At 48.2% G+C, this 25572-nt stretch carries 30 protein-coding genes; 8 read left to right on the forward strand and 22 right to left on the reverse strand.

The genetic code is table 11. The features are described from left to right. Positions 1 to 10: 10 nt before the first annotated feature. The 3 genes from KO518_RS17490 to KO518_RS17500 are packed head-to-tail and all read right to left on the reverse strand — an operon-like array spanning position 11 to position 3415. Complete coding sequence (locus tag KO518_RS17490; RefSeq protein WP_216027150.1) at positions 11 to 1345, reverse strand: N-acetylmuramoyl-L-alanine amidase; 1335 nt, start codon at positions 1343 to 1345, stop codon at positions 11 to 13. A gap of 59 nt (positions 1346 to 1404) precedes the next feature. Further along, positions 1405 to 1884, reverse strand: coding sequence for a tRNA (adenosine(37)-N6)-threonylcarbamoyltransferase complex ATPase subunit type 1 TsaE (gene tsaE / locus KO518_RS17495; RefSeq protein WP_216027151.1), 480 nt, complete (start codon positions 1882 to 1884; stop codon positions 1405 to 1407). Between the two features lie 31 nt (positions 1885 to 1915). Next, entirely contained in the window at positions 1916 to 3415 is a 1500-nt protein-coding gene (locus KO518_RS17500; protein WP_216027152.1) for an NAD(P)H-hydrate dehydratase, read from the reverse strand. Between the two features lie 6 nt (positions 3416 to 3421). Here KO518_RS17500 and queG point away from each other — a divergent pair, with 6 nt between their 5' ends. Further along, positions 3422 to 4561 carry a tRNA epoxyqueuosine(34) reductase QueG gene (gene queG, locus KO518_RS17505; protein ID WP_216027153.1) on the forward strand — a complete coding sequence of 380 codons (1140 nt, stop codon included), beginning with the start codon at positions 3422 to 3424 and terminating at the stop codon, positions 4559 to 4561. 58 nt (positions 4562 to 4619) lie between these two features. On the opposite strand, the gene hemE is transcribed toward queG, so the two are convergent. Both hemE and nudC read right to left on the reverse strand, forming a co-directional pair. Beyond that, the gene (gene hemE, locus KO518_RS17510) at positions 4620 to 5714 is read right to left on the reverse strand and encodes a uroporphyrinogen decarboxylase (RefSeq protein WP_216027154.1); all 1095 of its coding nucleotides are present in this window, start codon (positions 5712 to 5714) and stop codon (positions 4620 to 4622) included. Positions 5715 to 5948: 234 nt separating this feature from the next. After that, on the reverse strand, positions 5949 to 6788 hold the full coding sequence (nudC, locus tag KO518_RS17515) for an NAD(+) diphosphatase (protein ID WP_216027155.1): 840 nt from the start codon (positions 6786 to 6788) through the stop codon (positions 5949 to 5951). Positions 6789 to 6938: 150 nt separating this feature from the next. Here nudC and rsd point away from each other — a divergent pair, with 150 nt between their 5' ends. The 5 genes from rsd to KO518_RS17540 all read left to right on the forward strand — a co-directional run bounded on the left by rsd (position 6939) and on the right by KO518_RS17540 (position 10059). Then, positions 6939 to 7409 carry a sigma D regulator gene (rsd, locus tag KO518_RS17520; protein WP_216027156.1) on the forward strand — a complete coding sequence of 157 codons (471 nt, stop codon included), beginning with the start codon at positions 6939 to 6941 and terminating at the stop codon, positions 7407 to 7409. 59 nt (positions 7410 to 7468) lie between these two features. Further along, positions 7469 to 7942, forward strand: coding sequence for a transcriptional repressor (locus KO518_RS17525; RefSeq protein ID WP_216027157.1), 474 nt, complete (start codon positions 7469 to 7471; stop codon positions 7940 to 7942). Continuing rightward, complete coding sequence (locus KO518_RS17530) at positions 7932 to 8396, forward strand: chemotaxis protein CheX (protein WP_216027158.1); 465 nt, start codon at positions 7932 to 7934, stop codon at positions 8394 to 8396. The genes KO518_RS17525 and KO518_RS17530 overlap by 11 nt, the downstream gene beginning before the upstream one ends. Beyond that, entirely contained in the window at positions 8386 to 8820 is a 435-nt protein-coding gene (locus tag KO518_RS17535) for a secondary thiamine-phosphate synthase enzyme YjbQ (protein WP_216027159.1), read from the forward strand. The genes KO518_RS17530 and KO518_RS17535 overlap by 11 nt, the downstream gene beginning before the upstream one ends. A 108-nt stretch (positions 8821 to 8928) precedes the next feature. Next, positions 8929 to 10059, forward strand: a complete 1131-nt coding sequence (locus KO518_RS17540) for an OmpA family protein (RefSeq protein WP_216027160.1) — start codon at positions 8929 to 8931, stop codon at positions 10057 to 10059. A 75-nt stretch (positions 10060 to 10134) separates the two neighbouring features. On the opposite strand, the gene dnaB is transcribed toward KO518_RS17540, so the two are convergent. The 4 genes from dnaB to KO518_RS17560 form a co-directional block, all read right to left on the reverse strand. Continuing rightward, complete coding sequence (gene dnaB / locus KO518_RS17545) at positions 10135 to 11523, reverse strand: replicative DNA helicase (RefSeq protein ID WP_216027161.1); 1389 nt, start codon at positions 11521 to 11523, stop codon at positions 10135 to 10137. Between the two features lie 186 nt (positions 11524 to 11709). After that, positions 11710 to 12735, reverse strand: a complete 1026-nt coding sequence (locus tag KO518_RS17550) for a DUF4097 family beta strand repeat-containing protein (protein WP_216027162.1) — start codon at positions 12733 to 12735, stop codon at positions 11710 to 11712. A gap of 15 nt (positions 12736 to 12750) precedes the next feature. Then, the gene (locus tag KO518_RS17555) at positions 12751 to 13245 is read right to left on the reverse strand and encodes a hypothetical protein (protein WP_371742355.1); all 495 of its coding nucleotides are present in this window, start codon (positions 13243 to 13245) and stop codon (positions 12751 to 12753) included. After that, complete coding sequence (locus tag KO518_RS17560) at positions 13238 to 13813, reverse strand: RNA polymerase sigma factor (protein WP_216027164.1); 576 nt, start codon at positions 13811 to 13813, stop codon at positions 13238 to 13240. The genes KO518_RS17555 and KO518_RS17560 overlap by 8 nt, the downstream gene beginning before the upstream one ends. Before the next feature lie 156 nt (positions 13814 to 13969). On the opposite strand from KO518_RS17560, the gene KO518_RS17565 reads away from it, so the two are divergent. Further along, complete coding sequence (locus KO518_RS17565; RefSeq protein WP_216027165.1) at positions 13970 to 14602, forward strand: MOSC domain-containing protein; 633 nt, start codon at positions 13970 to 13972, stop codon at positions 14600 to 14602. Positions 14603 to 14633: 31 nt separating this feature from the next. Here KO518_RS17565 and KO518_RS17570 read toward each other — a convergent pair whose 3' ends face one another. The 12 genes from KO518_RS17570 to rpsJ form a co-directional block, all read right to left on the reverse strand. Then, entirely contained in the window at positions 14634 to 16508 is a 1875-nt protein-coding gene (locus KO518_RS17570) for a DUF885 family protein (protein WP_216027166.1), read from the reverse strand. 213 nt (positions 16509 to 16721) lie between these two features. Beyond that, positions 16722 to 16979 carry a 30S ribosomal protein S17 gene (rpsQ, locus tag KO518_RS17575; RefSeq protein ID WP_216027167.1) on the reverse strand — a complete coding sequence of 86 codons (258 nt, stop codon included), beginning with the start codon at positions 16977 to 16979 and terminating at the stop codon, positions 16722 to 16724. After that, positions 16979 to 17170, reverse strand: coding sequence for a 50S ribosomal protein L29 (gene rpmC, locus KO518_RS17580; RefSeq protein WP_119499835.1), 192 nt, complete (start codon positions 17168 to 17170; stop codon positions 16979 to 16981). Before rpmC ends, rpsQ begins: the two co-directional genes overlap by 1 nt. After that, the gene (gene rplP / locus KO518_RS17585) at positions 17170 to 17583 is read right to left on the reverse strand and encodes a 50S ribosomal protein L16 (RefSeq protein WP_216027168.1); all 414 of its coding nucleotides are present in this window, start codon (positions 17581 to 17583) and stop codon (positions 17170 to 17172) included. Before rplP ends, rpmC begins: the two co-directional genes overlap by 1 nt. Before the next feature lie 2 nt (positions 17584 to 17585). After that, a complete protein-coding gene (rpsC, locus tag KO518_RS17590) occupies positions 17586 to 18290 on the reverse strand; it encodes a 30S ribosomal protein S3 (RefSeq protein ID WP_070125804.1) in 705 nt (234 codons plus the stop codon). A gap of 9 nt (positions 18291 to 18299) precedes the next feature. Beyond that, a complete protein-coding gene (gene rplV / locus KO518_RS17595; protein ID WP_020745230.1) occupies positions 18300 to 18632 on the reverse strand; it encodes a 50S ribosomal protein L22 in 333 nt (110 codons plus the stop codon). Positions 18633 to 18643: 11 nt separating this feature from the next. Continuing rightward, positions 18644 to 18919, reverse strand: coding sequence for a 30S ribosomal protein S19 (gene rpsS / locus KO518_RS17600; protein WP_216027169.1), 276 nt, complete (start codon positions 18917 to 18919; stop codon positions 18644 to 18646). A 15-nt stretch (positions 18920 to 18934) separates the two neighbouring features. After that, positions 18935 to 19759, reverse strand: a complete 825-nt coding sequence (gene rplB, locus KO518_RS17605) for a 50S ribosomal protein L2 (RefSeq protein WP_216027170.1) — start codon at positions 19757 to 19759, stop codon at positions 18935 to 18937. Between the two features lie 14 nt (positions 19760 to 19773). After that, complete coding sequence (gene rplW / locus KO518_RS17610) at positions 19774 to 20073, reverse strand: 50S ribosomal protein L23 (RefSeq protein ID WP_216027171.1); 300 nt, start codon at positions 20071 to 20073, stop codon at positions 19774 to 19776. Further along, positions 20070 to 20675: a 50S ribosomal protein L4 gene (gene rplD, locus KO518_RS17615; protein WP_216027172.1), complete on the reverse strand. Its 606-nt coding sequence runs from the start codon at positions 20673 to 20675 to the stop codon at positions 20070 to 20072. Before rplD ends, rplW begins: the two co-directional genes overlap by 4 nt. Positions 20676 to 20693: 18 nt before the next feature. Next, the gene (gene rplC, locus KO518_RS17620; RefSeq protein ID WP_216027173.1) at positions 20694 to 21332 is read right to left on the reverse strand and encodes a 50S ribosomal protein L3; all 639 of its coding nucleotides are present in this window, start codon (positions 21330 to 21332) and stop codon (positions 20694 to 20696) included. An 18-nt stretch (positions 21333 to 21350) separates the two neighbouring features. Then, positions 21351 to 21662, reverse strand: coding sequence for a 30S ribosomal protein S10 (gene rpsJ, locus KO518_RS17625; RefSeq protein ID WP_008845776.1), 312 nt, complete (start codon positions 21660 to 21662; stop codon positions 21351 to 21353). A 473-nt stretch (positions 21663 to 22135) separates the two neighbouring features. Here rpsJ and KO518_RS17630 point away from each other — a divergent pair, with 473 nt between their 5' ends. Beyond that, positions 22136 to 24358 (forward strand): GspE/PulE family protein, encoded by a 2223-nt coding sequence (locus tag KO518_RS17630; RefSeq protein ID WP_216027174.1) that lies wholly within the window; start codon positions 22136 to 22138, stop codon positions 24356 to 24358. Between the two features lie 71 nt (positions 24359 to 24429). Here the strand turns inward: KO518_RS17630 and KO518_RS17635 are convergent, their stop codons facing one another. Next, positions 24430 to 25515: an aldo/keto reductase gene (locus tag KO518_RS17635; RefSeq protein ID WP_216027175.1), complete on the reverse strand. Its 1086-nt coding sequence runs from the start codon at positions 25513 to 25515 to the stop codon at positions 24430 to 24432. Positions 25516 to 25572 lie beyond the last annotated feature (57 nt).

Below are 25572 nucleotides of genomic sequence, written 5' to 3' on the forward strand. Positions count from 1 at the left end.
TAGATGTGTTTCAGGTTCTGGGTATTGTCAGTACCTGGCCTATTCGTACGGTATCGCCATTTAAATTGTTGGCTTTTTTAATACTGCTGATTTTGACATTATAGCGCTGCGCCAGCAAGGACAACGATTCGCCACTGCGGACTTTATGCTGACGATTCAACGCTTTCTGACTGGCCCACAAAGTACCGTCAGGGGGAACCTGCCTAAAGTAACTTTTAATGGCTTCAAACATAGACGTTGCCAATCGCTTGCGATAAGTACTCCAATTGAGATTTTTTTCTTCCTGAGGGTTACTGATAAACCCGGTCTCAACCAAAATTGATGGAATATCCGGTGCCGTGAGAACGGCCAGACTGGCAGCCTGGGGAGAAGACTTGTGCATTTTTGTCACGCTGCGCATTTCCTTTATGACCTTTTGACTGAGGTCATAGCTGGTCGACATAGAGTGATCCATAGACAGTCCCAAGATCGTTTCTGCCAGATAACGCTCGCTGGCGTTGTCAGAAATTACTTCGGCCGCACCACCTAGCAGCTCTGAATGCTGCTCAGTTCTCTCCAGCCAACGGCCCAGCTCGGTATCCGCTCGTCTCATGGACAACACCCACACTGAACCGCCGCGGGGACCCGGTGCAGTAAATGCATCTGCGTGAATGGATATCAGTAAATCAGCCTTGCTCTTACGAGCAATTTCAGGGCGCTTATTCAACGCAACAGAATAGTCGCCACTGCGGGTCATTACCGCCCGCATGCCGGGTTCGGCATTCACCATTTCCTCAAGATATTTTGCGATGCTCAGTGTAATGTGTTTTTCGTAGGTTCCCGCCCGGCCTATTGAGCCTGGGTCTTTGCCTCCGTGGCCCGCATCAATTGCAACAATAATATCCCTGTCTCTGCTGTTGTTGTCGGTGTTTAGCACAACAGAAGGCGCCACCACCTGCAAAGACTGAGGAGGTTCGGAATCGAGTAAGTCCACCACCAGGCGGTGACCAAAGGAACCGTTAGGTTCAACGGGAAATAGCGATGGTGTGGCTTTCCGGGCTAACTCTACTACTACACGGGCGGAATGGTCATTCTTTGGCGTGGAATACCTGACCTTTCTGACCAGACTACCGCTGATGTCTGCCGTTGATAAATCCTGATCATCCCGGGTATCGACCAAATCGATAACCAGCCGGTCGGGGTTAGACAGTGAAAAATAGGTGTACTCAGGTGCGGCCCCCAGATCAAAAACCAGGCGGGTTTTGTCACCAGACGGCGCGGCCCTTACGCCGTTGATCTGGTTTTGTGCCCATACAGCATCAGTCAGACACCAAAGACACAATGTGGTGACAATTAAGCGCAACATACTAACCCTGTAACCTCTTTTCAGTCATCGTTTTTATTATTTCTGGTCAATACCTGTTTTTAATTCGGCAAGGCAGACACAAGCTGACGCCCCCGAGCAGACAAGGCTTTTACATCGAAAATTCTGCCATGACCAGTTGGTTTAATGTTAATCACTAAATCTGCTGTTGCCAAGAAATCAGCCCCTTTCTGCGGCCACTCAACCAGGCATACCACGTTTTCGCGGAAATAATCCCTTATGCCCATAAACTCAAGCTCTTCGGGATCAGCAAGGCGATAAAGGTCAAAATGGTATACGGTAATATCTTCTAGTTCGTACGGCTCAATCAGAGTATATGTCGGGCTTTTCACATTTCCTGTGTGGCCCAGTTGCTGAATGAAATAACGACTAAACGTGGTTTTGCCGGCACCCAAATCGCCTTCAAGGTAGATCACCATACCCGCGGGCAACGTGGCTTTTACCCCTTTTGCCAGGTTTGCGGCAATGGCTTGAGTATCCTCTACGGATTCAGAATTAAACTGTAACGTGTCACCTGACATATTTTTACTACACAAAAAAAGCTGCTCACATTTACTGGTTAATCAACGCTCTAACTGCGTCGAACAAATCACTGGCAATCATACCACGCTGACCGTACAAATCAGCCAAATCATCGCCCGCCTTTGCATGTATCGCTACCGCGTATTTCGCAGCAATATCCCGCGACAGCCCCTGCGCAAGCAAGGCACCACAAATACCGCTGAGCACATCACCACTACCCGCAGTCGCCATGCCCGGGTTACCGTGCTTACATACCCATGTAGACCGTTCATTATCGATAATGGTTCCCGCACCTTTCAGTACGCAAGTTGCGTGATACCGCTGTGCACACTGGCGCACGTAATTAAATCGTTCAGCTTCCACATCATCCACAGATACACCGAGTAATCGCGCAGCTTCACCGGCATGGGGTGTTAAAATACAATCGTTAATAGTGTAAGCCGTCGCCTGTCGACTCAACAGGTTTAAGGCATCCGCGTCAATGACCATGGGTTTCGGGTGAGTCTGACAGTGTTTCATAACTGTGGTAAATACGGTTTCTGCCCAATCGTCCTGGCCAAGCCCAGGCCCAATTACCACGCAAGATGCCCAGCTGAGCGCGTCATCTAGGTTATCTGATGTTACCATTAGCTCAGGACGGCCGGCGCTTACCTGAATAACGGACTGTTCATGAGTGAAGACGCGTACCATACCCGACCCGCTTCTCAGCGCAGCCTCACCGCTGAGACGAATGGCCCCTGCTGTGCCCTTGTTACCGCCCACACAAAGCAAACGACCATAAGTGCCTTTGTGACTATGTACGGCTCTAGGCCCCATCCCCCGAAACTGTTCAATGTCGAGCAGGGTGGCGGACGAACGGGCAAGTGCCGAAAATGCCTTGCCGATCCCGAGATCTTCAAACGCCAGCATACCACAGGATTGCTTTCCAGCACCTGTGGTTAACCCTGGCTTAATGCCGACAAAAGTAACCGTGACATCAGCTTGCACACAACGACCAAGCGATTGACCGGTATTCGCATCCAGCCCTGAGGGCACATCAACACTGACAACAGGTACGCTGTGCTCGTTTAGAGCATCAATGATGTCTGCAAATTCATTTCTAATATAACTGGTAATACCCGTGCCCAACATGGCATCAACAACTAAGTCTGCCTTGTCGAGTAACGCGGGGCTAAAGGCTTCGATTTGACCGCCAGCCTCCAGCCAGCGCCTTTGCGCTTCACCAGCATCACCCTGCAAAATGCGATGAGGCTCAACAGCCGCCACCAGCACCTGCTTGCCGGCTTGCCTGGCTGTCAGGGCCGCCACATAGCCGTCTCCTGCATTGTTTCCCTGACCAACAATAACCAGATACACGTCGGTATTGGGCAACAAATTCTGACATTGACGAAACACCGCTTCGCCAGCTCGCTCCATCAGGGTAAAGAGATCACAGCCACTGTGTTTAGCCGCTTCGCCTTCGTTTTCCCTTACCTGTTCAGCCCGATAGAGTTTATGTGATAAGCTTGTAGCGTGTTTAGAATCTAGCATGGTTTCATGTCCGCGTTGCAATCAATCGATCTCATAAGATTAACAAACGATATCAAGGCTTGGGGCCGTGCGCTAGGTTTTCAGCAAGTAGGCATTAGCGATGTTGATCTCAGTCAGCATGAAACTTATCTCACCCAGTGGCTTGAAAACGACTACCACGGCGATATGGAGTATATGGCCGCCCATGGTATGAAGCGCGCCAGACCGGCGGAACTGGTACCAGGCACGCTGCGAGTTATCAGTGTGCGCATGGACTATCTGCCACCTGATGCTTCCTTTGCCCGGCATCTTAAAAACAACCGCATTGGGTACATTTCCCGCTATGCCTTAGGCCGCGATTACCACAAGTTGGTTCGAAACCGTTTAAAAAAGCTCGGACAAAAAATCACTGACACATTGGCACACACAGCGTACCGCCCATTTGTCGATTCCGCGCCAGTACTGGAACATGCCATAGCAGAAAAAGCCGGAATAGGGTGGACGGGAAAGCACTCGTTAACCCTTAGTCGCGATGCCGGTTCATGGTTTTTTCTCGGTGAATTATTTGTCAATTTACCCTTGCCCATTGACGAGCCGGTAGAGGAAGGTTGTGGCAGCTGCACGGCCTGCCTCACAATGTGTCCCACCAATGCTATTGTCGCACCGTATACCGTGGACGCCAGAAAGTGCATCTCTTATCTCACCATTGAAAACAGTGGCCCTATTCCAGAAGCACTTCGCCCGTTGATGGGAAATCGTATTTATGGCTGCGATGATTGCCAACTGGTGTGCCCGTGGAACCGTTATGCGTCAGTTACCGAAGAGTCCGATTTCGCACCAAGGGAAGTCTTGCACGGCCAACGCCTGGAGACCCTGTTTCTGTGGGATGAAGAAACCTTTTTGAAAAACACCGAAGGTTCTGCCATTCGCCGTATCGGACACGAACGGTGGTTGCGCAATATAGCGGTAGCAATGGGTAATGCCGATCCGGACACCAGCATTTTAGCAGCACTGGAAAAACGCAGTGGGCAGGTTTCACCGCTGGTACAAACTCACATAGACTGGGCGTTAGCGCGGCAGCGAAAAAATACCTCAGCAAAGGAGGCTGCCAGACAGCAGCAGCGTCTCATCAGAGTGGTTGAGAAAGGGTTGCCCAGAGATGCCTGACACACCGGTAGCAGACTAGCCGCCGGCCTAAAAAACCAGCGACGTCAGGCGATATACCTTAGCGATGGTGGTACTGACGGCTTAACTGATGAACGGCATCGACAAACACCCCAGCGTGCTCTGGGGCTACATCCAGATGAATTCCATGGCCTAAATTAAAAACGTGGCCACTGCCTTCGCCAAACCCAGCCAAAATAGTAGCAACCTCCTGTTCAATGCGAGCTGGCGGTGCGTACAACATGGAAGGGTCCATATTGCCTTGCAATGCCACCTTGTCCCCAACGCGCGCTTTCGCGTCGGCGATATCGATAGTCCAATCAAGACCCACTGCATCGCAGCCTGTATCTGCAATGGCTTCCAGCCACATACCACCGTTTTTGGTGAATAGGGTTACCGGCACGCGGCGCCCTTCACTTTCGCGCTTCAGTCCTTCCACAATACGGGCCATGTACTGCAGTGAAAAGGTTTTGTAGTCTCTGGGAGACAAGACGCCTCCCCAGGTATCAAAAATCATCACTGACTGGGCACCAGCATCTATTTGTGCATTTAAATAATCCGTAACGGCGTCTGCCAGCTTTTCCAACAACAGATGCAGAGTAGCAGGTTCGGCAAAGGCCATTTTTTTTATTTTTGTGAATGCTTTACTCGACCCCCCCTCAACCATGTACGTTGCTAAAGTCCATGGACTGCCTGAGAATCCTATCAGCGGAACATCGCCTTTAAGCTCTCGGCGAATAGTGCGCACTGCGTTCATAACGTATTGCAGTTCGCCTTCCGGATCAGGAAGGCCAATCTTGTCTACATCCGCCTTCGACTGCACAGGATTGCTGAAACGAGGGCCTTCTCCTGCTTCGAAATACAACCCCAGCCCCATAGCGTCTGGAATAGTCAATATATCCGAGAACAGGATGGCAGCATCTAAGGGAAAGCGTCGAAGTGGCTGGAGAGTAACCTCGCAGGCCAGCTCAGCATTCTTACACAACGACATAAAATCACCTGCCTCTGCACGTGTCGCCTTGTACTCGGGTAAATAACGCCCGGCTTGGCGCATCATCCATACTGGTGTCATATCAACAGGTTGTTTAAGTAACGCACGCAGGTAGCGGTCGTTCTTCAGCGCAGGGCGCTCAACTGAAGACTGATTGGTCGTCATGTAAATCCTCGATAGCAAGAGTGGAAATTCCGCGGCAGTATAGCAAGATTTACCAACCAGGGTGGCACCTGCATCAATAAACAGAAGAAAATCCCGTTGGCAATGAAAACTTTATACGAAAGTATAAGACTTTAGTCTTGCATGCCTCGACGGTTATTGTTACAAATTGACTTACACAAAGAAGCCCTTCTTAGGGACCGTGAAATTTTCCTGAAACCCCGCTCTGCGGGGTTTTTATTTATCTTTAGGACCAAACTGTGCAATCGCCGCTTCAATCAGCCGCCCGGCAATAGACAGTTTCGGCGGTATAACAGGCAGCGCATCCATATCGAACCATTGGGCGTCAACAATTTCGCTCTCTTGCGGCACTATGTCACCACTTTTGTACTCTGCCAAATAGCCCATCATTAGCGAATGTGGAAAGGGCCACGGCTGGCTGTCAAAATACGTTAAGTTCTTCACTTTGACCCCAACTTCTTCTTCCACTTCCCGATGCACGGCCTGCTCAAGACTCTCGCCACTTTCGACAAAGCCCGCCAGCGTTGAATACATATTGCTTTCTTTATGGCGAACGCCTTTTGCCAGTAGCAATTGACTGTCGCGATAAACAGCCACAATAATGCAAGGGGAAATACGCGGATATGCCCGATGTTTACAACAGTGACATTGCACGGCCATTTCCCAGTCAACCAGTTCTGTTCGGGTTCCGCATTGTCCACAAAACCTGTGGGTGCGCAAAAAATAAACGTACTGCCAGGCTCTGGCCAACACACTAAACTGAGCTTCGCTACCTGCCGCTAACAAGCTGCGCATAGAAGCCAGCTCCCAATCATCGTGAGAAGGGGCTTCTGCGCCCAAGTCTAATAAAAACACTGGCTGATGCAATTCGTGTTCAGGAGATAGAGGGGGAAGTTCTACTACTGACGGGGCATAGTGATGGAGGAACGGCAACTGCTGCCAGAAACCGGAAAACAAGGTGTCAGCCGAGGAAGGAACCAAAAGCTTGTCGCGGCTGAATACCACCCATATAGCTTCGGTGGACCTAAGTCGATTGTCAGACACTATACTGATCATGAAGGGGCTTTCTCCTCTTAAACACCACACATAGTACCTTTTTATGAGAAAATTTTCAGTAAATATGGTGGCAAGCCACCGGTTTGCATTGTTAAGGTGTGAGCCGGTGTTATACTGAGCGTAACACGGGGAAAACCAGTGAGACACATTATGCTGAACAAGTTGCAACAAGCGAAGGATAGGTGGGGCGGCCGCTCAGACACCATCGACACCTGGCTAAAAGCCAGACAGCAACTGTTGGTGCAATACTGCGCACTTGCGGGCTTGGCCCCCCAAAACGTCAGCCTCCCCGACGCCAGTGATATCAGCGAGTTTTGTACACTGCTGCTAGATTACTGTTCAGCAGGTCATTTTGAAATTTATGACATGCTCACAGAAGGAGATGACGACGGAGAGCAACTCAGACGAGAAACATATCCACAGATAAGCGAAACAACGGACAATATCCTTGCATTTTCCGACAACTTCAGTGAATCCTTCACCGAAAAACAGGCCGCATCCTTTGACAGACAACTTGCAAAGGTCGGTGAAGCTCTTGAGCAAAGGTTCGCCCTTGAAGATGCGCTTATCCAGCATATGTTCGAGCACAAACTCTCGCCCAGGAATACGTTCGAGGCCTGACTCAGCCATCACTATGCCTTCATTACAATTATTTAAAACGACGTTTGCCGGTAATAACAATGAACAGAACTACACTAATAAATAAAGCTCGCGCCTACAGCGAACAGCGCGGCGCGAGGTTCACCCCACTGCGGGAAAAAGTCTATGACATCTTGTTGGGCAAACACGGGCCCATGGGAGCTTATGAACTCCTGGATGAATTAAAGCTAACTGAATCGAGCGCAAAACCGGCTACTGTCTACCGCGCCCTGGATTTTTTGCTAGAATTTGGTTTTATACATCGGTTGGAATCTACCAACGCGTTTGTTGCCTGCCACCATTTTGATTGCCATCATCCGGTACAGTTCCTAATTTGCGACAGTTGTGGAGATGTGGCTGAAATCCAATCAGAAGGCTTACAGGAAACGCTGGATAGTCAGGCTAAAAAGCAAGGTTTTAAAGTATCAAAACAGACAATAGAGGCCCATGGTTTGTGTTCTGAATGCCAGGACGCAGAGAACAGTGCCGTTGAGGAAGTGAAACATGAATGTTGAGTTTGTCAATCCGTTTATCAGTGGTTTGTTGAATGTCATGGAAACGATGGCTCAAACACAGCTTAAGCCTGGTAAACCAAAGAGAAAACAAAGTGATATTGCAAAAGGCGATGTATCGGGGCTGATTGGTATGGTAGGGCCGCAAGTGAAGGGCTCAATGTCTATTACTTTTGACGAAAGTCTCGCGCTCACGATTATGGAGCGCATGGTTGGAGAGCGCCCCGAGAAGCTGGATGCGGAAGTAGGTGACATGGTGGGTGAAGTGACCAATATGATTTGTGGTAACGCAAAACGGGATCTCGCTGAGAAAGGCTTTGAGTTTGGTATGGCTACACCTATTGTTGTGTCTGGAAAACAGCACACCATTAGCCATCAGGTAGACGGTTCCAAGCTTATCATGCCCTTCATGTGTGATGAGGGGCTAGCCCATATGGAAATTTGCTTTGACAAGTAACTGGCACCAACAAACGATAACACTCCCCGCTTACAAGCGGGGTTTTCATATTATCACTGACCATATTACCAGCCAACTTCCAGTGTTGTCCGAGGTAGCGATTGGCCAGTTGCACCTGTGGTTACAGCACACCAGTGCCAGTCTCACCATCAACGAAAACGCCGATCCTTCCGTGCGAAGTGATCTCGAAACCTGGTTTAACCATACTGTTAAGGACGATACGGCATATTTTACACACACCTGTGAAGGGCCGGATGACATGCCAGCGCATATTAAAGCAAGCCTATTGGGGTGTGAAGTAATGATCCCAATCAAAAATGGCCGGTTACAAATGGGAACATGGCAAGGTATAATATTGGCTGAACATCGCAATTTTGGTGGTAATCGACGTATCGTAGCTACCGTGCAGGGACTTTGGCGGTAAAATCTTGCTCCCTTCAACTTTACGCCTTTTTGATAATTGGCACATATAGTGCTTATCGGTATTATCCTTTGATTAAATGAATCACTCAACGTTATACAGGATGTGGAAATGAAAAAAACATTTAAGTTTACAGCACTGGCGCTTGCTGTTATCACTTCATCACAAGTGGCAGCACAGGAACAAAACAAGCCATTCGATAGTTGGTTAGGTATTCACGGTATGTATTACAATACCACACCAGAGAAACCCGCCCCGGACATCGCCGATGACGGCGCAGGTTTTGGCTTCGAATACGGCTGGCGCTTCGACGAAAGCTGGGCCGTTCGTGGTGAGTACACCGCACTTGACCTCGACTACACGCAAGAACTGGGCTCAGCTGACAGCGTTTCAGGTCACATGTTCGGAGTAGATGCTGTTTACTTCATGCCAGACGATTTGTGGTATCTGTTTGCTGGTGTTAAACGTCAAATCCTCGACGAAAACTACAATCTGGCAAACATTGGTATCGGTAAACACTGGAACTTGAACGATGACGTCAAACTCACAACTGAAATCGCCGCGTACCGCGATTTTGATGATTCATACTACGATTACAGTGTGAAAGTAGGTTTTACCTTCCCAATCGGCCAGTCTCCTAAGTCTACTTATAACAAGCCAGCTCCGGTTGTTGATGGTGACAACGATAATGACGGCGTACTGAACAGTATGGATCAGTGCCCTAATACACCAGCTGGTACTAATGTAGACAGCAAGGGTTGTGCAGTTATCGCAGATAGCGATAACGACGGTGTGGCTGATGGCAAAGATATGTGTCCAAACACACCGATGAACGATAAAGTTGATGCAGACGGCTGTACTGTTTTCGATAAAGAAGAAGTTTCTCACACACTGCGCGTACTTTTCGCGAATAACAGCGCCGTAGTTGCTGAACCTCGTTCTGAAGATATTCAGGATTTCGTAGCTTTCTTCAAACGTTACGGAAAGACAACGGCTGTGATCGAAGGCCACGCATCGGCTCCAGGTACCGAGTCGTATAACATGGATCTGTCTAAGCGTCGTGCAGAAGCGTTTAAAGATGTACTGGTCAACGAATACGGTATTGATCCATCACGCCTGTCTACTGAAGGCTTTGGTGAATCTAATCTGCTGATGGAAGGTAGTTCTGCGGAAGCCAACCGCCTTAACCGTCGCATCTCAATCCGCGTTTCTGCGATTGTTGAAGTACCGGAAAAGCGTTAATATTACGCAATCTCAACACGAAAAAGGCGCCTTAACCGGCGCCTTTTTTATGTCTGTTGCTACGCTTGTTTTAGCTTAATATTCATCATCGAAGGCAGGGCCTGCGTAGTTGTCAAACCGCGAAAATTGCCCTTGAAAGGTAAGTCGGCTGGTACCGATGGGACCATTCCGCTGCTTACCAATAATGATTTCTGCAATGCCCTTGTATTCACTGTTCTCGTGATAGACCTCGTCTCGGTATATAAACATGATTAAGTCGGCGTCCTGCTCAATAGAGCCTGACTCTCTGAGATCTGAGTTAACAGGGCGCTTGTCGGCGCGTTGTTCCAAACTCCTATTCAGCTGAGACAGAGCAACAACAGGCACTTCCAATTCCTTTGCCAGGGCTTTTAGCGACCGAGATATCTCCGCAATTTCCAACGTCCGATTTTCACTCAGTGATGGAACCCGCATTAACTGCAGGTAATCTACCATTATCATACTGATACCGCCCCGCTCTCTGGCCAGCTTCCGGGCTCTCGAACGCACGTCCATAGGGGTGAGGCCGGATGAATCATCAATGAACAAATTGTCTTTTTCTTTTAGCATGGCCATGGTGTTAGATACCCGGGCCCACTCCTGATCATCAAGCTTTGCCGTTTTGATGCGGGTTTGATCCACCCGACTCAGAGAGGCCAGCATACGCATCATGATCTGCTCTGAGGGCATCTCCAAACTGAAAACCAGTACAGGCTTCTCTTCGGCCATCATGGCGTTTTCACACAAGTTCATGGCAAATGTGGTTTTCCCCATAGAAGGCCGGGCAGCAACTATGATCAAATCAGAAGGTTGCAAACCACTGGTCTTGTCATCTAAATCAGTAAAGCCTGTGGTAACACCGGTCACATCCTTACTGGATTGGATAAGAGCCTCAAGACGCTTGATGGTTTTGTCCAGAACAGAATCCACATCCCGCGGGCCTTCATTTTCACCGGTGCGCTTTTCAGCTATCTCAAAAACCTTACTTTCGGCCATATCAAGAATATCTGCGCTGTCGCGACCTTCCGGGTTGTAGCCCACTTCTGCAATTTCATGCGCTACTCCTATAAGTTCACGAGTAATCGCCCGCTCACTCACAATTTTGGCGTAAGAGGTAACATTGGCGGAGCTCGGTGTGTTTTTAGCTAATTCGGCGAGATATGCAAAACCACCGGCATCTTCCAACTCGTTGCGATGCTCAAGCGCTTCAGATACGGTAATAAGGTCGATCGGCTGGCTCTTACTAAGCAGTTCCAACACCGCCTTGAATATCACCTGATGAGAATGATTGTAAAAATCGCTATCTGTTACCAGTTCACCCACTTTATCCCAACTATCGGGGTCGATAAGCATACTGCCCAACACGGCCTGCTCGGCTTCGATGCTATGGGGTGGTACTTTTAGCTTTTCGATATTTTTGTCTTTTGAGGATGAAACAGCTTTCACGATGGTATATCCGGATCCAAGGGATCTGATATTTTCCCCGAATTGCGCTAAATTGCAATGCTACTGATATTGTCCGCAGGGATGATTTTCAGACAGCATCATTAATTTGCAGGAATAGCAGATACTTAGCTCCGGAAAAAATGAGAAGCCAAAAGGGTACCAATTTAGTTATCAGTACCCTTTTCACTACTTGCCAGATGTACCGATACGCAACTCACCGTTAACCGTTGACATATCGACCCGGCCTTTGCCGCCGTTGAAATTGAAATTCAACCATTTGCTGGGGCCGTATTTGGCCGCACTGGGTTTGTCATCACTTAGGCGGTTTTTAATATCCCCTCCCGCGTGAGCTTGCAGTTCAAAACGCGCAGAGACCTGCCGCTGAAAGTTAAGGCTGAGTGTCCCCCCCACACTGGATGCGTCTATGTCACCATCATCGAGTAAGTTCAGTGACGCTGTCATGTCGCCATTTACGGTGGTGAGCGATAACGAGCGAATCTCACCCAATGTAATGTTGGCATCGCCATTAACTGACTCGATAGCTACAGTTGGAGTTTGAGCCGTGAAGTCGATGTCGCCGTTAACGGTCATGAGCCGAACGTCATCACTTCCGCGATGATTCCCTGAGATATCGCCGTTTACAGTTTCAACACTCAATACCCCGGTAAGGTTCTTCATTGCAACGTCAGCGTTTACCGATTCAACTTTTAGTCTTCCACTTAGGTCAGTTAAGCTCAGTTCTCCGTTAACCAACTCGAATTTCCCGTCACTTTTTAATTCACTAGCCTCAACGTTAGCGATGACGCCGGTATAACTTATTTTACTTCGTTCAGGGACGAAAATAGTAAGCTTGTCACCTTTACTGACATCTCCGCTGCGCCAGTCTTGTTTATACCGTTTGGTTTCTATTTTAATAAGTACGTTGTTGTCATCGTGCTCAAAAATAAATTTTTCACTTAGCTTACCCAGCTCACCAGTTACTTTCACCTGGTCTTTGTTCCAGCCTTTAATTGTAGCGACGCCGGTCACGTGCTCAATTTCAATATTTGGCGTTGAGCTGGTAACGGCTTCTTCGTTAATGGTCTCTCCGGCGAAGGCAAACGCAGTTGCGATCGTACTTATTAGTGCCAAACCGGCTGCGCGTTTTACCTGCGACAACCATGTAACCCGGTTTACTCTGTGATGATTAAATGCATTAATTACTTGGTTCATTTTTACGCCCTTTTGTTAAATTTGCTGCCACTTGGGCGCGTGCACTCGCTCAATTAGCAAAAGTTGTTGTTGATATACATGTTGCAACATACCCAGTAATGCGGTGTTGTCCGGATCTTCTTCTAACGCTCGCTTGATGGCTGTAGCCGCATTTTCAAGCTCAGTTAGCTGGGATTTCCAGTTACTGCTCAATGCAGCTTGTCCGTCAAATTGAATTAGCAAAGCCTCTACTTGTGCTTGATGCTGCTGGCTTATTACCTGTACTAAGGCATTACCGGAAGCCATTTTATTTTCGGGCGAATCGCCGTTTTGCCAAATCAAAGAGAAACACACTACAGCCACTGCAACAGCACTCGCTACTAACGCAGACCAGTGCGCCGTTCTCCTTGCAGGCGCTTGTTTGCCTGTTTCTAAACCAAGGGCAATACCCCGCCAAAGGTCTCGTTGCGGTGAGACCTCTTCGGGCAATGCCTCAACCTGCCTTGCCAATTCAGACTCGAAATCACGCATCTTCAAAGCCCATCCATTCTTTAAGTAATTGTTTCGCACGGTGAAATTGCGCTTTGCTGGTACCCACCGCCATATTTAACATGTCTGCCACCTCTTCATGTCGGTACCCCTCAATGGCGTGAAGCACAAAAACCAGCCTGGCTTTTTCCGGTAACCGTCGTATGTAACTATCCAGATCGACTTCACTGCTACACATTTGCGCTTCCTGTGATTCGGCCATGCCCCCCTCTAACGAGAACATACGCTGAAACCAATTTCGTTGCTTTCGCATATAACTAATAGTGACGTTTGCAGTAACGCTGTGAAGCCAGGTAGTAAACCGGCTGCGCTCGTCGAAGTTATCGAGCTTTCGCCACAGTTGTATAAATACTTCTTGGGTGGCGTCCTCCGCCAGGCCATGGTCGCCGGTCAAACGCAGACAGAGCGCGTACACGCGTTTTACGTGCTGCTGGTACAACTGATGGTACGCGAGCCTATCTCCACTTTGGGCGGCTTTAATCACTGCTGCGTCCTGCTGCCGGACGCCCGCCTGTGTCGCCTCAACCACAGTGGCATAATGCGTTGTCATTAGGTGTTCTCTTAATTGTAATTCTGTTTTATTTAATAGGTTTGTCGCCTGTATGATGATAAAGGTTTAAACCGTATACTGTGTAATGCAAAATATTTTTATTGTTCCTGTTGCTGCATTCTCTTTGCCACAGCAACAACTCTGCTGGAGAATACCATGCTCATCGATTCACTTTTCGCGGCAAAGCCCGTACCTTTTGGCCCCAGAGGCGCGCCAAGCGCAATTCAAAAACTACCGGTAGACAATTTAACGGTATACCAAGACAGCACTAAAGAAGATGAACAGGGCAACAAAAAACTTCACGGCGGACCGGAAAAAGTGCTACACCAGTTCAGTTTCCGCGGCTACGACGTACTGCGCCGGGCTTATCCTGACACCTCATTTAACAAAGGTTCTATAGGCGAAAATATGCTGGTAGAGGGAATGGATGATACAAACGTATACATCGGTGATGTATACAAAGTTGGCGATATTGTATTGCAGGTGAGCGCACCACGGGCTCCCTGCAACAAGATATCTCATCGCTATGGGGTCAAAAATCTAGACAGATTTGTGGGAAATGAAGGCATAACGGGCTGGTATTACCGCGTATTGAAAACGGGAACTGTGCGCATCCGTGACACTGTTTCCCTGGTTTCCAGGCCGGAAAATACCGTAAGCATTGCGGCGTTAATGCAAGCCGTCTACGACAAGGGAATAGCGGAAAGCGCCGCCCATTTCGTCAACTTAGAAGTACTTGATGACGAATGGCGGCAGAAATGTGAACGGGTACTGAAACGTGCCGGCTAGGGTTATTCGCCCTCGATCCGGCACAACAAACTCATTTACTGGCTATCCAATCATTTACCATCAGTTCTAATGTATTCAATGGTACCGCGCCACCGCCTAACACGAGGTCATGGAACTCACGAATATCAAACTTATCCCCCAACGCAGTCTTGGCTTTCTCTCTGAGTTCCAGAATTTTAATCATACCAATTTTGTAAGAGGTGGCCTGCCCCGGCATAACAAAGTAGCGTTGGATTTCTGAAACTGCCTGCCCTTCCGAAACAGGCGAATTATCGAGGAAGTAGTCTATAGCCTGTTGCTCTGTCCACTTTTTGGCATGAATACCGGTATCTACGACCAAACGGATGGCACGCCACATTTCTGAATGTAGCCGTCCAAAGTTACTAAGGGGCTCTTTGTACGCACCCATCTCGCTGGCAAGACGTTCAGCGTATAAGGCCCAACCTTCCACATAACTGGTAAAGAAAAGTTGCGTTCTGAACGTAGGAACTTTATCCAGTTCTTGAGCAATGGCGATTTGCATATGGTGGCCTGGCACACCTTCGTGATACGCAATCGCCTCCATTTCGCTTTTAGGCATCATGGTCATGTCAATCAGATGAACGTAATACACACCTGGCGTTGACCCGTCTGGTGAACTTGGAAAGTAATGCTGCGCTGCCCCCGGCTGCTCTCTGAATGCTTCAACCCGTTTTACGACCAGATCAGCTTTAGGTAACCGCCCAAAATAATCAGGTAGTTTTTCCTTCATCGCATTGATGTAATCACGGGTGTCAGACAAATAGCCTTCACGCCCTTCGTCAGTATTGGGGTAAAACAGGCGTGCATCGTCTTTATCTTCGCGGAAGTAATCGAAAAGTTCACGCAACGAACCTTCAAACCCCATCTCCCCTTTTACCTTTTCCATTTCCTGACGAATACGTGCGACTTCCTTAAGGCCAAGTTGATGGATCTCCTCGGCAGTCATATCCGTTGTAGTAGACTGAGCCAACATAGCATTGTAGTAAGCTTCACCATCAGGTAATGCCCACACGCCTTTTGCCACCTTGTCCATATCAGCCAGGTCATCGCCGAACCATTGGATTAAACTCTGATACGCCGGACCAATACTGGTTTTAAGCGCTTCTTCGGCCGCTTGCAAATAGGCATCGGCCTGCTCTCGCGTAATTACGCCGCTATCGACCAATGCCTGTGCCTTTGTTCTGGTATCAGCCATTAACGCCGAGTCGTTTTCACTGTCATCAAAAGGCTTCCCAGACAATATGCCTTCGCTTTGCTCTATTACCTTCTCGTAGGCAAAATACGGCGCCTTTACACCTTCATCGGCATTAATGCGCGCTTGATCAATGAGCTGATTAATCGCACGACCGGCTTGCGATAAACGGCTGATGTAGTCTTTCAAATCTTGTTCAGAATCTACCTTGTGATAATTGATCATAAAAGTCGGCAACATGGTGTGCATACCGAACATCTGATTAAAGATGTAATTACGACGTTGGAATGGACGCATCCTTTTTTGCTGTTCAAACTGGTATTCGAAGATGTTCCAGGAAATCTTTGTTGCATCATCCAACTTGTCGTAATCGAAGGTTTCCTTCATTTCTTTTACGGCCGCTTCAGCCAGCGCGAATCGCTCGTCGGTGGCTTTCTCCGATAAATCGTCAATCTCCCCGTAGCGAGCTTTCTTACCCCGCATGGTCATGGTCATGGGCGAGCGTTGAAGTTGCGCTTCATACTGTGTTTCAAACCATGCATTAAGACGTTGAGATTCAGTCTGCTCAGTAGAGACAGACGCTTCCTGCTGTGTAGTTATTTGCGAAGTTTCTGTCGCCGGTGAACATCCCATCATCGATGCTGCTACCAGGCTTAAGGTGAAGCAGAAGCCTGTTTTATTTGGTGATTTCATTAAGCTCTCCAAGGGAATTATTATTATGATGTTTTTGCACGCCACACCAGCGGGCTGTTTCGCCGCCATTACGCATGTGTGTGCAGAGTATAATATCGAGAATACGCTGTTAGATCGATAAGATAGAAAGGAGTGTGTAACAAAGTATTAAAATAATGAAACACGCACAAAAAAGCCCGGTTAAACCGGGCTTTTTCAGAGAAAAACAAGCAATTACATGCTGGCTTTTTCTACAACGTCAACCAACGTCCAAGTTTTAGTCTTGGATACGGGACGACATTCACGAATAGTGACTGTATCGCCTTCGTTAGCAACATTGCTTTCGTCGTGGGCGTGAAGCTTAGTAGAACGCTTGATAAACTTCCCATAGATTGGGTGCTTAACGAAACGCTCAACAACAACAGTGATAGATTTATCACCTTTGTTGCTAACCACACGACCTTGTACTGTACGAATTTTTTGATCAGTCATTACGCATCAGCCTTTTGAGTCAGAATGGTTTTAACACGCGCGATGTTACGACGCACTTTCTTCAGCTGGTCTGTTTTTTCAAGCTGACCAGTTGAATGCTGCATGCGCAAGTTGAACTGTTCGCGTAGCAGGTTTAACAACTCTGCGTTCAGCTCTTCTACGCTTTTTTCTTTCAGTTCAGTCGCTTTCATTACATCACCGTCCGAGTTACAAAGGTTGTTTTAAATGGCAGTTTAGCCGCTGCCAGTTCAAACGCTTCGCGTGCCAGAGACTCAGGAACCCCTTCCATCTCGTACAGAACACGGCCAGGTTGAATTTGGCATACCCAGTACTCAACGTTACCTTTACCTTTACCTTGACGCACTTCAAGAGGCTTCTCAGTAATTGGCTTGTCAGGGAAAACCCGGATCCAGATTTTACCTTGACGCTTAACGTGACGAGTCATAGCACGACGCGCTGCTTCGATTTGACGCGCAGTCATACGACCACGGCCAACTGCTTTCAGGCCATAAGTACCGAAGCTTACTTTGCTGCCAGCAATAGCAAGACCACGGTTACGACCTTTATGCATTTTACGAAATTTCATGCGTTTTGGTTGTAACATGATTAGCCCTCTCGCTTAGCGTTGCGGCCTTTCTTCTTAGGTTGAGCTGGCGCAGCCGGCTCCTGGTTTGTAGGCAAACCGCCCAGAACCTCACCTTTGAAGATCCAAACTTTAGTACCGATGATACCGTAGGTAGTCAACGCTTCTGAAGTGGCATAATCGATGTCCGCACGGAAAGTGTGCAGTGGAACACGGCCTTCGCGATACCATTCAGAACGAGCAATTTCTGCTCCGCCCAAACGGCCGCTAACTTCAACTTTGATACCTTTAGCACCAAGGCGCATTGCGTTTTGTACTGCACGCTTCATAGCGCGACGGAACATAACACGACGCTCAAGCTGGCTAGAGATGCTATCAGCGACTAACTGTGCATCCAGCTCTGGCTTACGTACTTCAGCAATGTTGATCTGAGCAGGCACACCGGCCAGCTTAGACACGTAGTTACGCAGCTTTTCTACGTCTTCACCTTTCTTACCGATGACTACGCCAGGACGAGCGGTGTGAATAGTCACACGGATGCTCTTCGCAGGACGCTCGATCACGATTTTTGACAGTGATGCGTTTTTAAGTTGCTTAGTCAGGTACTGACGCACCTGATGATCGTTATACAGGTTATCAGCATAATCTGCAGTATTAGCGTACCAGGTAGATGTCCATGGTTTGCTGATACCCAGGCGTATACCTGTAGGATGTACCTTCTGTCCCATTGTCTACTCCTAGTTATCCGCTACAACTACAGTGATGTGGCTGCTGCGCTTAAAGATACGATCAGCACGTCCTTTTGCACGTGGCTTGATACGTTTCATTGTTGGACCTTCGTCAACGAAGATCTTCGCAACTACTAATTCGTCAATATCAGCACCTTCGTTGTGTTCTGCATTTGCAATGGCAGACTCCAGTACTTTCTTAACCAATGCTGCGCTTTTCTTCGGGCTGTACGCTAAAACTTCAAGAGCTTTTTCAACGTGCAATCCGCGAATTTGATCCGCAACCAAGCGCGCTTTCTGTGCCGACGTGCGGGCAAAACGGTGTTTAGCTAGTGCTTCCATCTTCCTACCCCTTAACGTTTGGCTTTCTTATCCGCGACATGGCCGCGGTAAGTACGCGTTGGCGCAAATTCGCCCAACTTATGGCCGACCATTTCGTCACTGACAATGACAGGAACGTGCTGGCGACCGTTATGGACCGCAATGGTCAACCCAATCATATCTGGGATGATCATAGAACGACGAGACCAGGTTTTAATTGGTTTACGATCGTTCTTTTCCACTGCAGCCTCTACCTTCTTCAGCAAGTGAAGGTCGATAAATGGACCTTTCTTGAGAGAACGTGGCATGGTGAATCCTCGCTTTTACTTGTTACGACGACGTACGATAAGTTTATCAGTACGCTTGTTGCTACGGGTTTTCTTACCTTTGGTAGGAACACCCCATGGAGTAACTGGGTGACGGCCACCAGATGTACGTCCTTCACCACCACCGTGTGGATGGTCAACCGGGTTCATGGCAACACCACGAACGGTAGGACGAACACCACGCCAGCGGCTCGCACCGGCCTTACCCAATGAACGCAGCATGTGTTCCGCATTGCCCACTTCACCGATTGTTGCACGGCAGTCAGACAATACTTTACGCATCTCACCTGAACGCAGACGCAAAGTAACATAGTTACCTTCACGAGCCAGGATTTGAGCGTATTGACCAGCAGAGCGAGCGATTTGCGCGCCTTTGCCAGGCTTCATTTCGATAGCGTGTACAGTAGAACCTACTGGAATGTTACGCATAGGAAGACAGTTACCTGCCTTAATAGGCGCATCAGAACCAGACTGAATCGCATCACCTGCGCTCAGACCTTTAGGTGCCAGAATGTAGCGACGCTCACCGTCTGCGTACAGCACTAATGCGATGTTAGCAGAACGGTTAGGATCGTATTCCAAACGCTCAATTTTGGCAGGAATGCCATCTTTGTTACGTTTGAAATCAATAATACGGTAATGTTGCTTATGACCACCGCCAATGTGACGTACAGTAATACGACCATTGTTGTTACGGCCGCCAGACTTGCTGTTCTTGTCTAACAAAGGCGCATAAGGTGCACCTTTATGCAGATCAGGATTAACAACCTGAACAACGTGACGACGACCGGCAGAAGTTGGCTTAGCTTTCAATAATGGCATTTCTAATCCCCTTCTTATTCAGCGCCACCGACAAAGTCGATGTCCTGACCTTCTTTAAGCGATACATACGCTTTTTTCCAGTCGCTACGCTTACCGAAAGACATGCCGTGACGCTTAGTTTTACCTTTAACGTTCACAGTGCGAACACCCGCTACTTCAACTTCAAACAGTTTCTCAACTGCTGCTTTGATTTCAGCTTTGTTCGCGTCTTTAGCTACTTTGAATACAACTGTGTTGCCCGCTTCAGCAGCCATAGTAGACTTTTCTGAAACGTGAGGTGCACGGAGCACCTTCAGTAGACGTTCTTCGTTCATGCTAACGCCTCCTCAAGCTGTTTCACTGCATCAGCAGTCATCAGCACTTTTTCAAAAGCGATCAGGCTTACTGGGTCGAGACCAGCAACGTCACGTACGTCAACCTTATAGAGGTTACGTGCAGACAGGAACAAATTCTCATCAACTTCAGGCGTTACGATAAGAACGTCGTTCAAATCCAGATCGTTCAGCTTAGCTATCAATTCCTTGGTTTTAGGCGCATCTACTGCGAACTTCTCAACAACAACCAAACGGTCTTGACGAATCAGTTCAGACAGAATGCTTTTGATAGCACCGCGGTACATTTTCTTATTAACTTTTTGATCAAAGTCACGAGGCTTGGCAGCAAATGCACGGCCACCACCAACCCAAATTGGGCTGCGGATAGTACCGGCACGGGCACGACCAGTGCCTTTTTGACGCCATGGCTTCTTACCACCACCACGTACTTCAGAACGCGTTTTTTGCGCTTTAGTACCCTGACGAGAACCTGCACCGTAAGCAACGACTACCTGGTGAACCAGGGCTTCGTTGAATTCACGTCCAAAGGTCGCTTCGGATACTTCAAGAGCGCTCTGCGCATCTTTCAATGTTAATTCCATCACTTCACTCCCCAGACGTTACGCTTTAACAGCTGGCTTAACGATAACATCGCCGCCAGTTGCGCCAGGTACGGCACCTTTAACCAGGATAAGGTTGTTTTCTACGTCTACACGTACAACTTCCAAAGATTGAGTAGTCACTTGCTTGTTACCAAGCTGACCAGCCATTTTCTTACCTTTGAAAACTTTACCTGGAGATTGGTTTTGACCAATTGAACCAGGTGCGCGGTGAGACAAAGAGTTACCGTGTGTCATACGCTGTGAACTGAAGTTCCAACGTTTGATTGCACCAGCAAAACCTTTACCTTTAGATGTACCAGTTACATCAATTTTCTTAGTGTCGTTGAAGATTTCTACAGTAATTTCACTGCCCACTTCAATATCGGCACCTTCGTTGTCTTCCAGGCGGAATTCTACCAGAGAACGACCTGCTTCAACGCCAGCTTTAGCAAAATGACCTGCTTGTGCTTTGTTGACGCGGTTCGCTTTTTTAGTTCCAGCAGTAACCTGAAGAGCGCGATAACCGTCAGTTTCTTCAGTGCGTAACTGAGTAACACGGTTTGGGGTCGCTTCGATAACAGTCACAGGGATAGACGTGCCATCTTCAGTGAAGATGCGAGTCATACCCACTTTACGACCGACAAGACCAATCGCCATTGTTAATACCCTCTCTTATTAGCCCAGGCTGATTTGAACATCAACGCCAGCAGCCAAGTCCAAACGCATCAACGCATCAACTGTTTTATCAGTTGGTTCGATGATGTCTACCAAACGCTTGTGAGTACGGATTTCGTATTGGTCACGCGCGTCTTTGTTGACGTGCGGAGAAACCAGAACTGTATAGCGTTCTTTGCGAGTAGGCAGAGGAATAGGACCGCTTACCTGAGCACCAGTACGTTTCGCCGTTTCAACGATTTCAGCCGTAGACTGATCGATCAACTTGTGATCAAACGCTTTAAGACGAATACGAATTCTTTGATTTGGCATCGATTAAGCTCCAATCGAAAGAACAAAAAAATCATCTTCTCACTCCCTTTTGTACTTCGGGATGAAAAGACGTGCGTATAAACCAGTGATTCCCAATTGGAATCTTGTTCTTTGTTTCTGACTCGCCCGCTACGTCGACGATGTTAGCCGTTGCCGTAACTTTGGCATCAACCCTAAAAGCAGTGAAGATGCGGCCGAAACCCATGCCGCTAATACAAGTTGTACCGGGCAAGTGGGCGCGAATTATACAGGTTTATCCAATCGGCGCAAGGCTTATATGCGAATAATTGATCTATATTTGTACAGCACCAACGAAACTCCCCCCAACCGCGAAAGCCCTACTACGGTCAAGTTGCTGCTTTACATATAAAGGTATATTGTGAACGACTAATAATTGACGAACTCCCTGCCATCTGCTGCTATATGCAGGCATTGCAGCATGTCGTAATAACAATAAAGTGAACAGATCCGTTATGCACGAAAACAGCCGTTATCAGCTTGCCTTTGACAATATAAGCACGCTTTTAGAAAAGCATACCTCTTTACTGGATGCCTTTAGTGACATTGAGCCGGTTATTCTCGAATTATTTGATGCTCAGCGAATGAGTATTTTTCAGCGCCGACGTCAACATCAGGATTTAGTCGCCCGGTTTAAAACGGGGAAGGCCACGCAAGAGATTAAGGTCCCTATTTCGCCACTTTCTATCGCCGGTTATGTCGCATTGGCCCAACGCCCTGTATTGATTGCAAACCCGTACGACAAAGAAGAGTTGGCCAGTATTCACCCGCGTGTTCGATTTGCTGATAAATTTGATAAAAGCAGCAATTTTAAAACCAACAATATTCTGTGCGTACCAGTGATGAATGCCGGTGTGTTGTTGGGCGTTATGCAGGTTATCAATAAACAAACCGGTCCTTTTAACGACAAAGATCTCGAACTTGCCGAGCAACTCACCGAATTGCTTGGCAACAAATTCCGTTATGAACTCGGCGGTACTAACAATCCCTTCGATTTATTGCTCCACAAAAATCAGATTTCTCCCACTGTTTTAAACGACATAGTGGAAGGGTCGGCGGATCAACGTACTATCATTCAGCGGCTGATGTCAGAACATCGAATCCGCGAAGGTGACATCGGAAATACTCTATCCGTACACTATCAGGTGCCTTACATCGGCTTCGTACCTGAGAAATATCACTTATTCCAAAACGAGAGCCGCTTAAATCAATCGTATCTGAAGCGAAACCTTGTGGCAGTTATTGCCGACGCCCACGACCGTCCAATTGTGCTTATGGCAGAACCCAATAACGCGGCACTGATTATGGAAATCGAAAGTGCCATGGGTATCGACAGCTACGAGATTGCTGTAGGACTTCCAAATCAGATTCTACAATACTTGGGTGACGGTAGTGCGGGTGGCTCACCTGGTGACATGAGCGAAATACTCGACGAGATTAGTGCCGGAGATGACGAGAAAGACGAGCACGTCGACGAGATGTCTGACGACGCGCCCGTTGTTGTGCGGCTGGTTAGCCGCGTCTTACACGATGCCAAACGGTTGGATGCATCAGATATTCACATTGACCCTGAAAAGAACGGGCCTACGCGGGTGCGAATGCGTATCGACGGTGTGTGTCGTGACATGAGTCAAATCCCACAGTCATACCACAATGCAGTTATCGCTCGCATTAAAATCTTATCTAACCTCAACATTGCTGAAAAGCGAGTTCCACAAGACGGTAAGCTCGCTTTTCGTACCAATGGCCAGCTGGTCGAAGTGCGGGTAGCAACCATTCCCACTGTGGCAGGTGAAGGTGTGGTGATGCGTATTCTGGCGTCAGGTGGCGCCATGCCTATTGAAAAGATGAACCTTGCCCCTTCCAATATGCATCGCCTGGAAAGCATGATTAAAAAACCCCACGGGATATTGCTCGTCGTAGGCCCAACGGGTTCCGGTAAAACCACTACATTGCACGCTGTGCTGGGGTATTTGAATACGCCTGAGAAGAAAATTTGGACTGCAGAAGACCCAGTGGAAATTACACAAGCGGGCCTTCAGCAAGTGCAGGTAAGTCCGAAAATTGGCTTTACATTTGCCAACGCCTTACGCGCATTCTTGCGGGCCGACCCAGACATCATTCTCATCGGTGAGATGCGTGACAAAGAAACCGCTCACGCCGGTATTGAAGCCTCGCTTACTGGTCACTTGGTACTGTCCACGCTTCACACTAACTCAGCACCGGAAACCATTACCCGTTTGCTCGACTTAGGCCTCGACCCGGTGAACTTCTCTGATGCCTGTGTAGGCATTCTGGCTCAACGGTTAATACGCACGTTGTGCAAAAATTGTAAAGAGGAGTACGACGCCACCGAAGATGATATCGCCTTTATAAAGCGCCAGTACGGAGAAGCCTATCTTGACGAACTCAACCTGCCCAATCCCATCCGTCTGCACAGGGCGAAAGGGTGTGAAGCATGCGGTGACACAGGCTATAAAGGCAGAACTGGCGTACACGAATTGCTAAGCATGACGCCGGAACTACGCGGCCTGGTGTATAAAGAAGGTAGTGTGGCTGACATGAAAAAACAGGCCATGAAAGACGGTATGCGTACGCTAGTGCAAGACGCGATTTACAAAGTTATCAAAGGTGATACAGATTTGACCCAGGTACAAATTGTAAGTGGGGCGGAATAAGCGTAGTCACGACTATTCGCGTTGGCATTAGAGCTCATACGTGCTGAATAATTTCAGCACGTTCTCGTTAATTATGCGCGATACTCCCCTTGCCTTTCAATCATCCAGCCCGGATATTCAGACGGAAGTCGACTCACTTTATCTAAAGCGGCTAGTTCATCACCTGAGAGGGTAATACTCGCAGCGGCAATATTGTCCTGTAACTGGTCAACCCGTTTCGCCCCAATGATCACACTCGTAACCACGGGCTGATGCAACAACCAGGCTAATGCAATCTGGGCCACACTTACCACTCGCCCATTCACTGTTTTCCCCGCAGCTATATCTCGCATGACTTTTATCACAACACGACCTCGCTCCCGATTGACTGGCGGAAAATCAAATTTAGTTCGCCGGTTGTTTTCTGCGACTTGCTCTCCTTCGTATTTCCCAGACAAATAGCCACCCGCCAACGGGCTCCACACCATCAACCCAATATCTTCTGATTCTAACATGGGCACAACTTCACGTTCGAGATCCCGGCCAACCAGAGTGTAATGTGCTTGTAAGGAGATAATAGGGCACAGTGCTTTTGCGTTGCTAATACCCACCGCTTTCATCACCTGCCACGCTGCCCAGTTCGATAAGCCAATATGATGAATATGCCCCTGCTCGACTAAACTATTGAGTGCCATTAAGGTCTCTTCCATGGGCGTTTTTGGATCAAACCCATGAATTTGGTACAAATCTATATAATCAGTTTGCAGGCGTTTAAGACTGGCTTTGCATTCATTCAGGATGTGTCCTCTTGATGCTCCGCGCGCATTGGGTCCAGCTCGCATCGGGCCCAATACCTTAGTGGCGATCACGACATCTTCGCGATTCACGCTCAAATTTCTGATAGATTGGCCTGCTATGCGCTCGCTGTTGCCGTGCCCGTACACATTTGCCGTGTCGATAAAGTTAATACCAGCTTCAAAGGCGGTGAGCATTAACTCATCAGCCTGTTGTTGTTGCAGCTTGCCTATCATGCCCCACATATCGTCGCCGCCGCCAAAAGTCATCGTGCCTAAACACAATTCAGACACAAACAAACCAGAGCGGCCCAGTGTGCGATAGTTAAGCGCCGATGGGCATTCTGGCTGTTGAAGGTTATTCACTGCGTTCGAAGTAGTCATCTGGAAGTCTCCTTAAGTTGGAGACGTTATACTAATTGCACTTTGTACTTTGCAATT

It is taken from the genome of Aestuariibacter sp. A3R04 (genome assembly GCF_018860805.1).
In the GTDB taxonomy this organism is placed as follows: domain Bacteria; phylum Pseudomonadota; class Gammaproteobacteria; order Enterobacterales; family Alteromonadaceae; genus Alteromonas.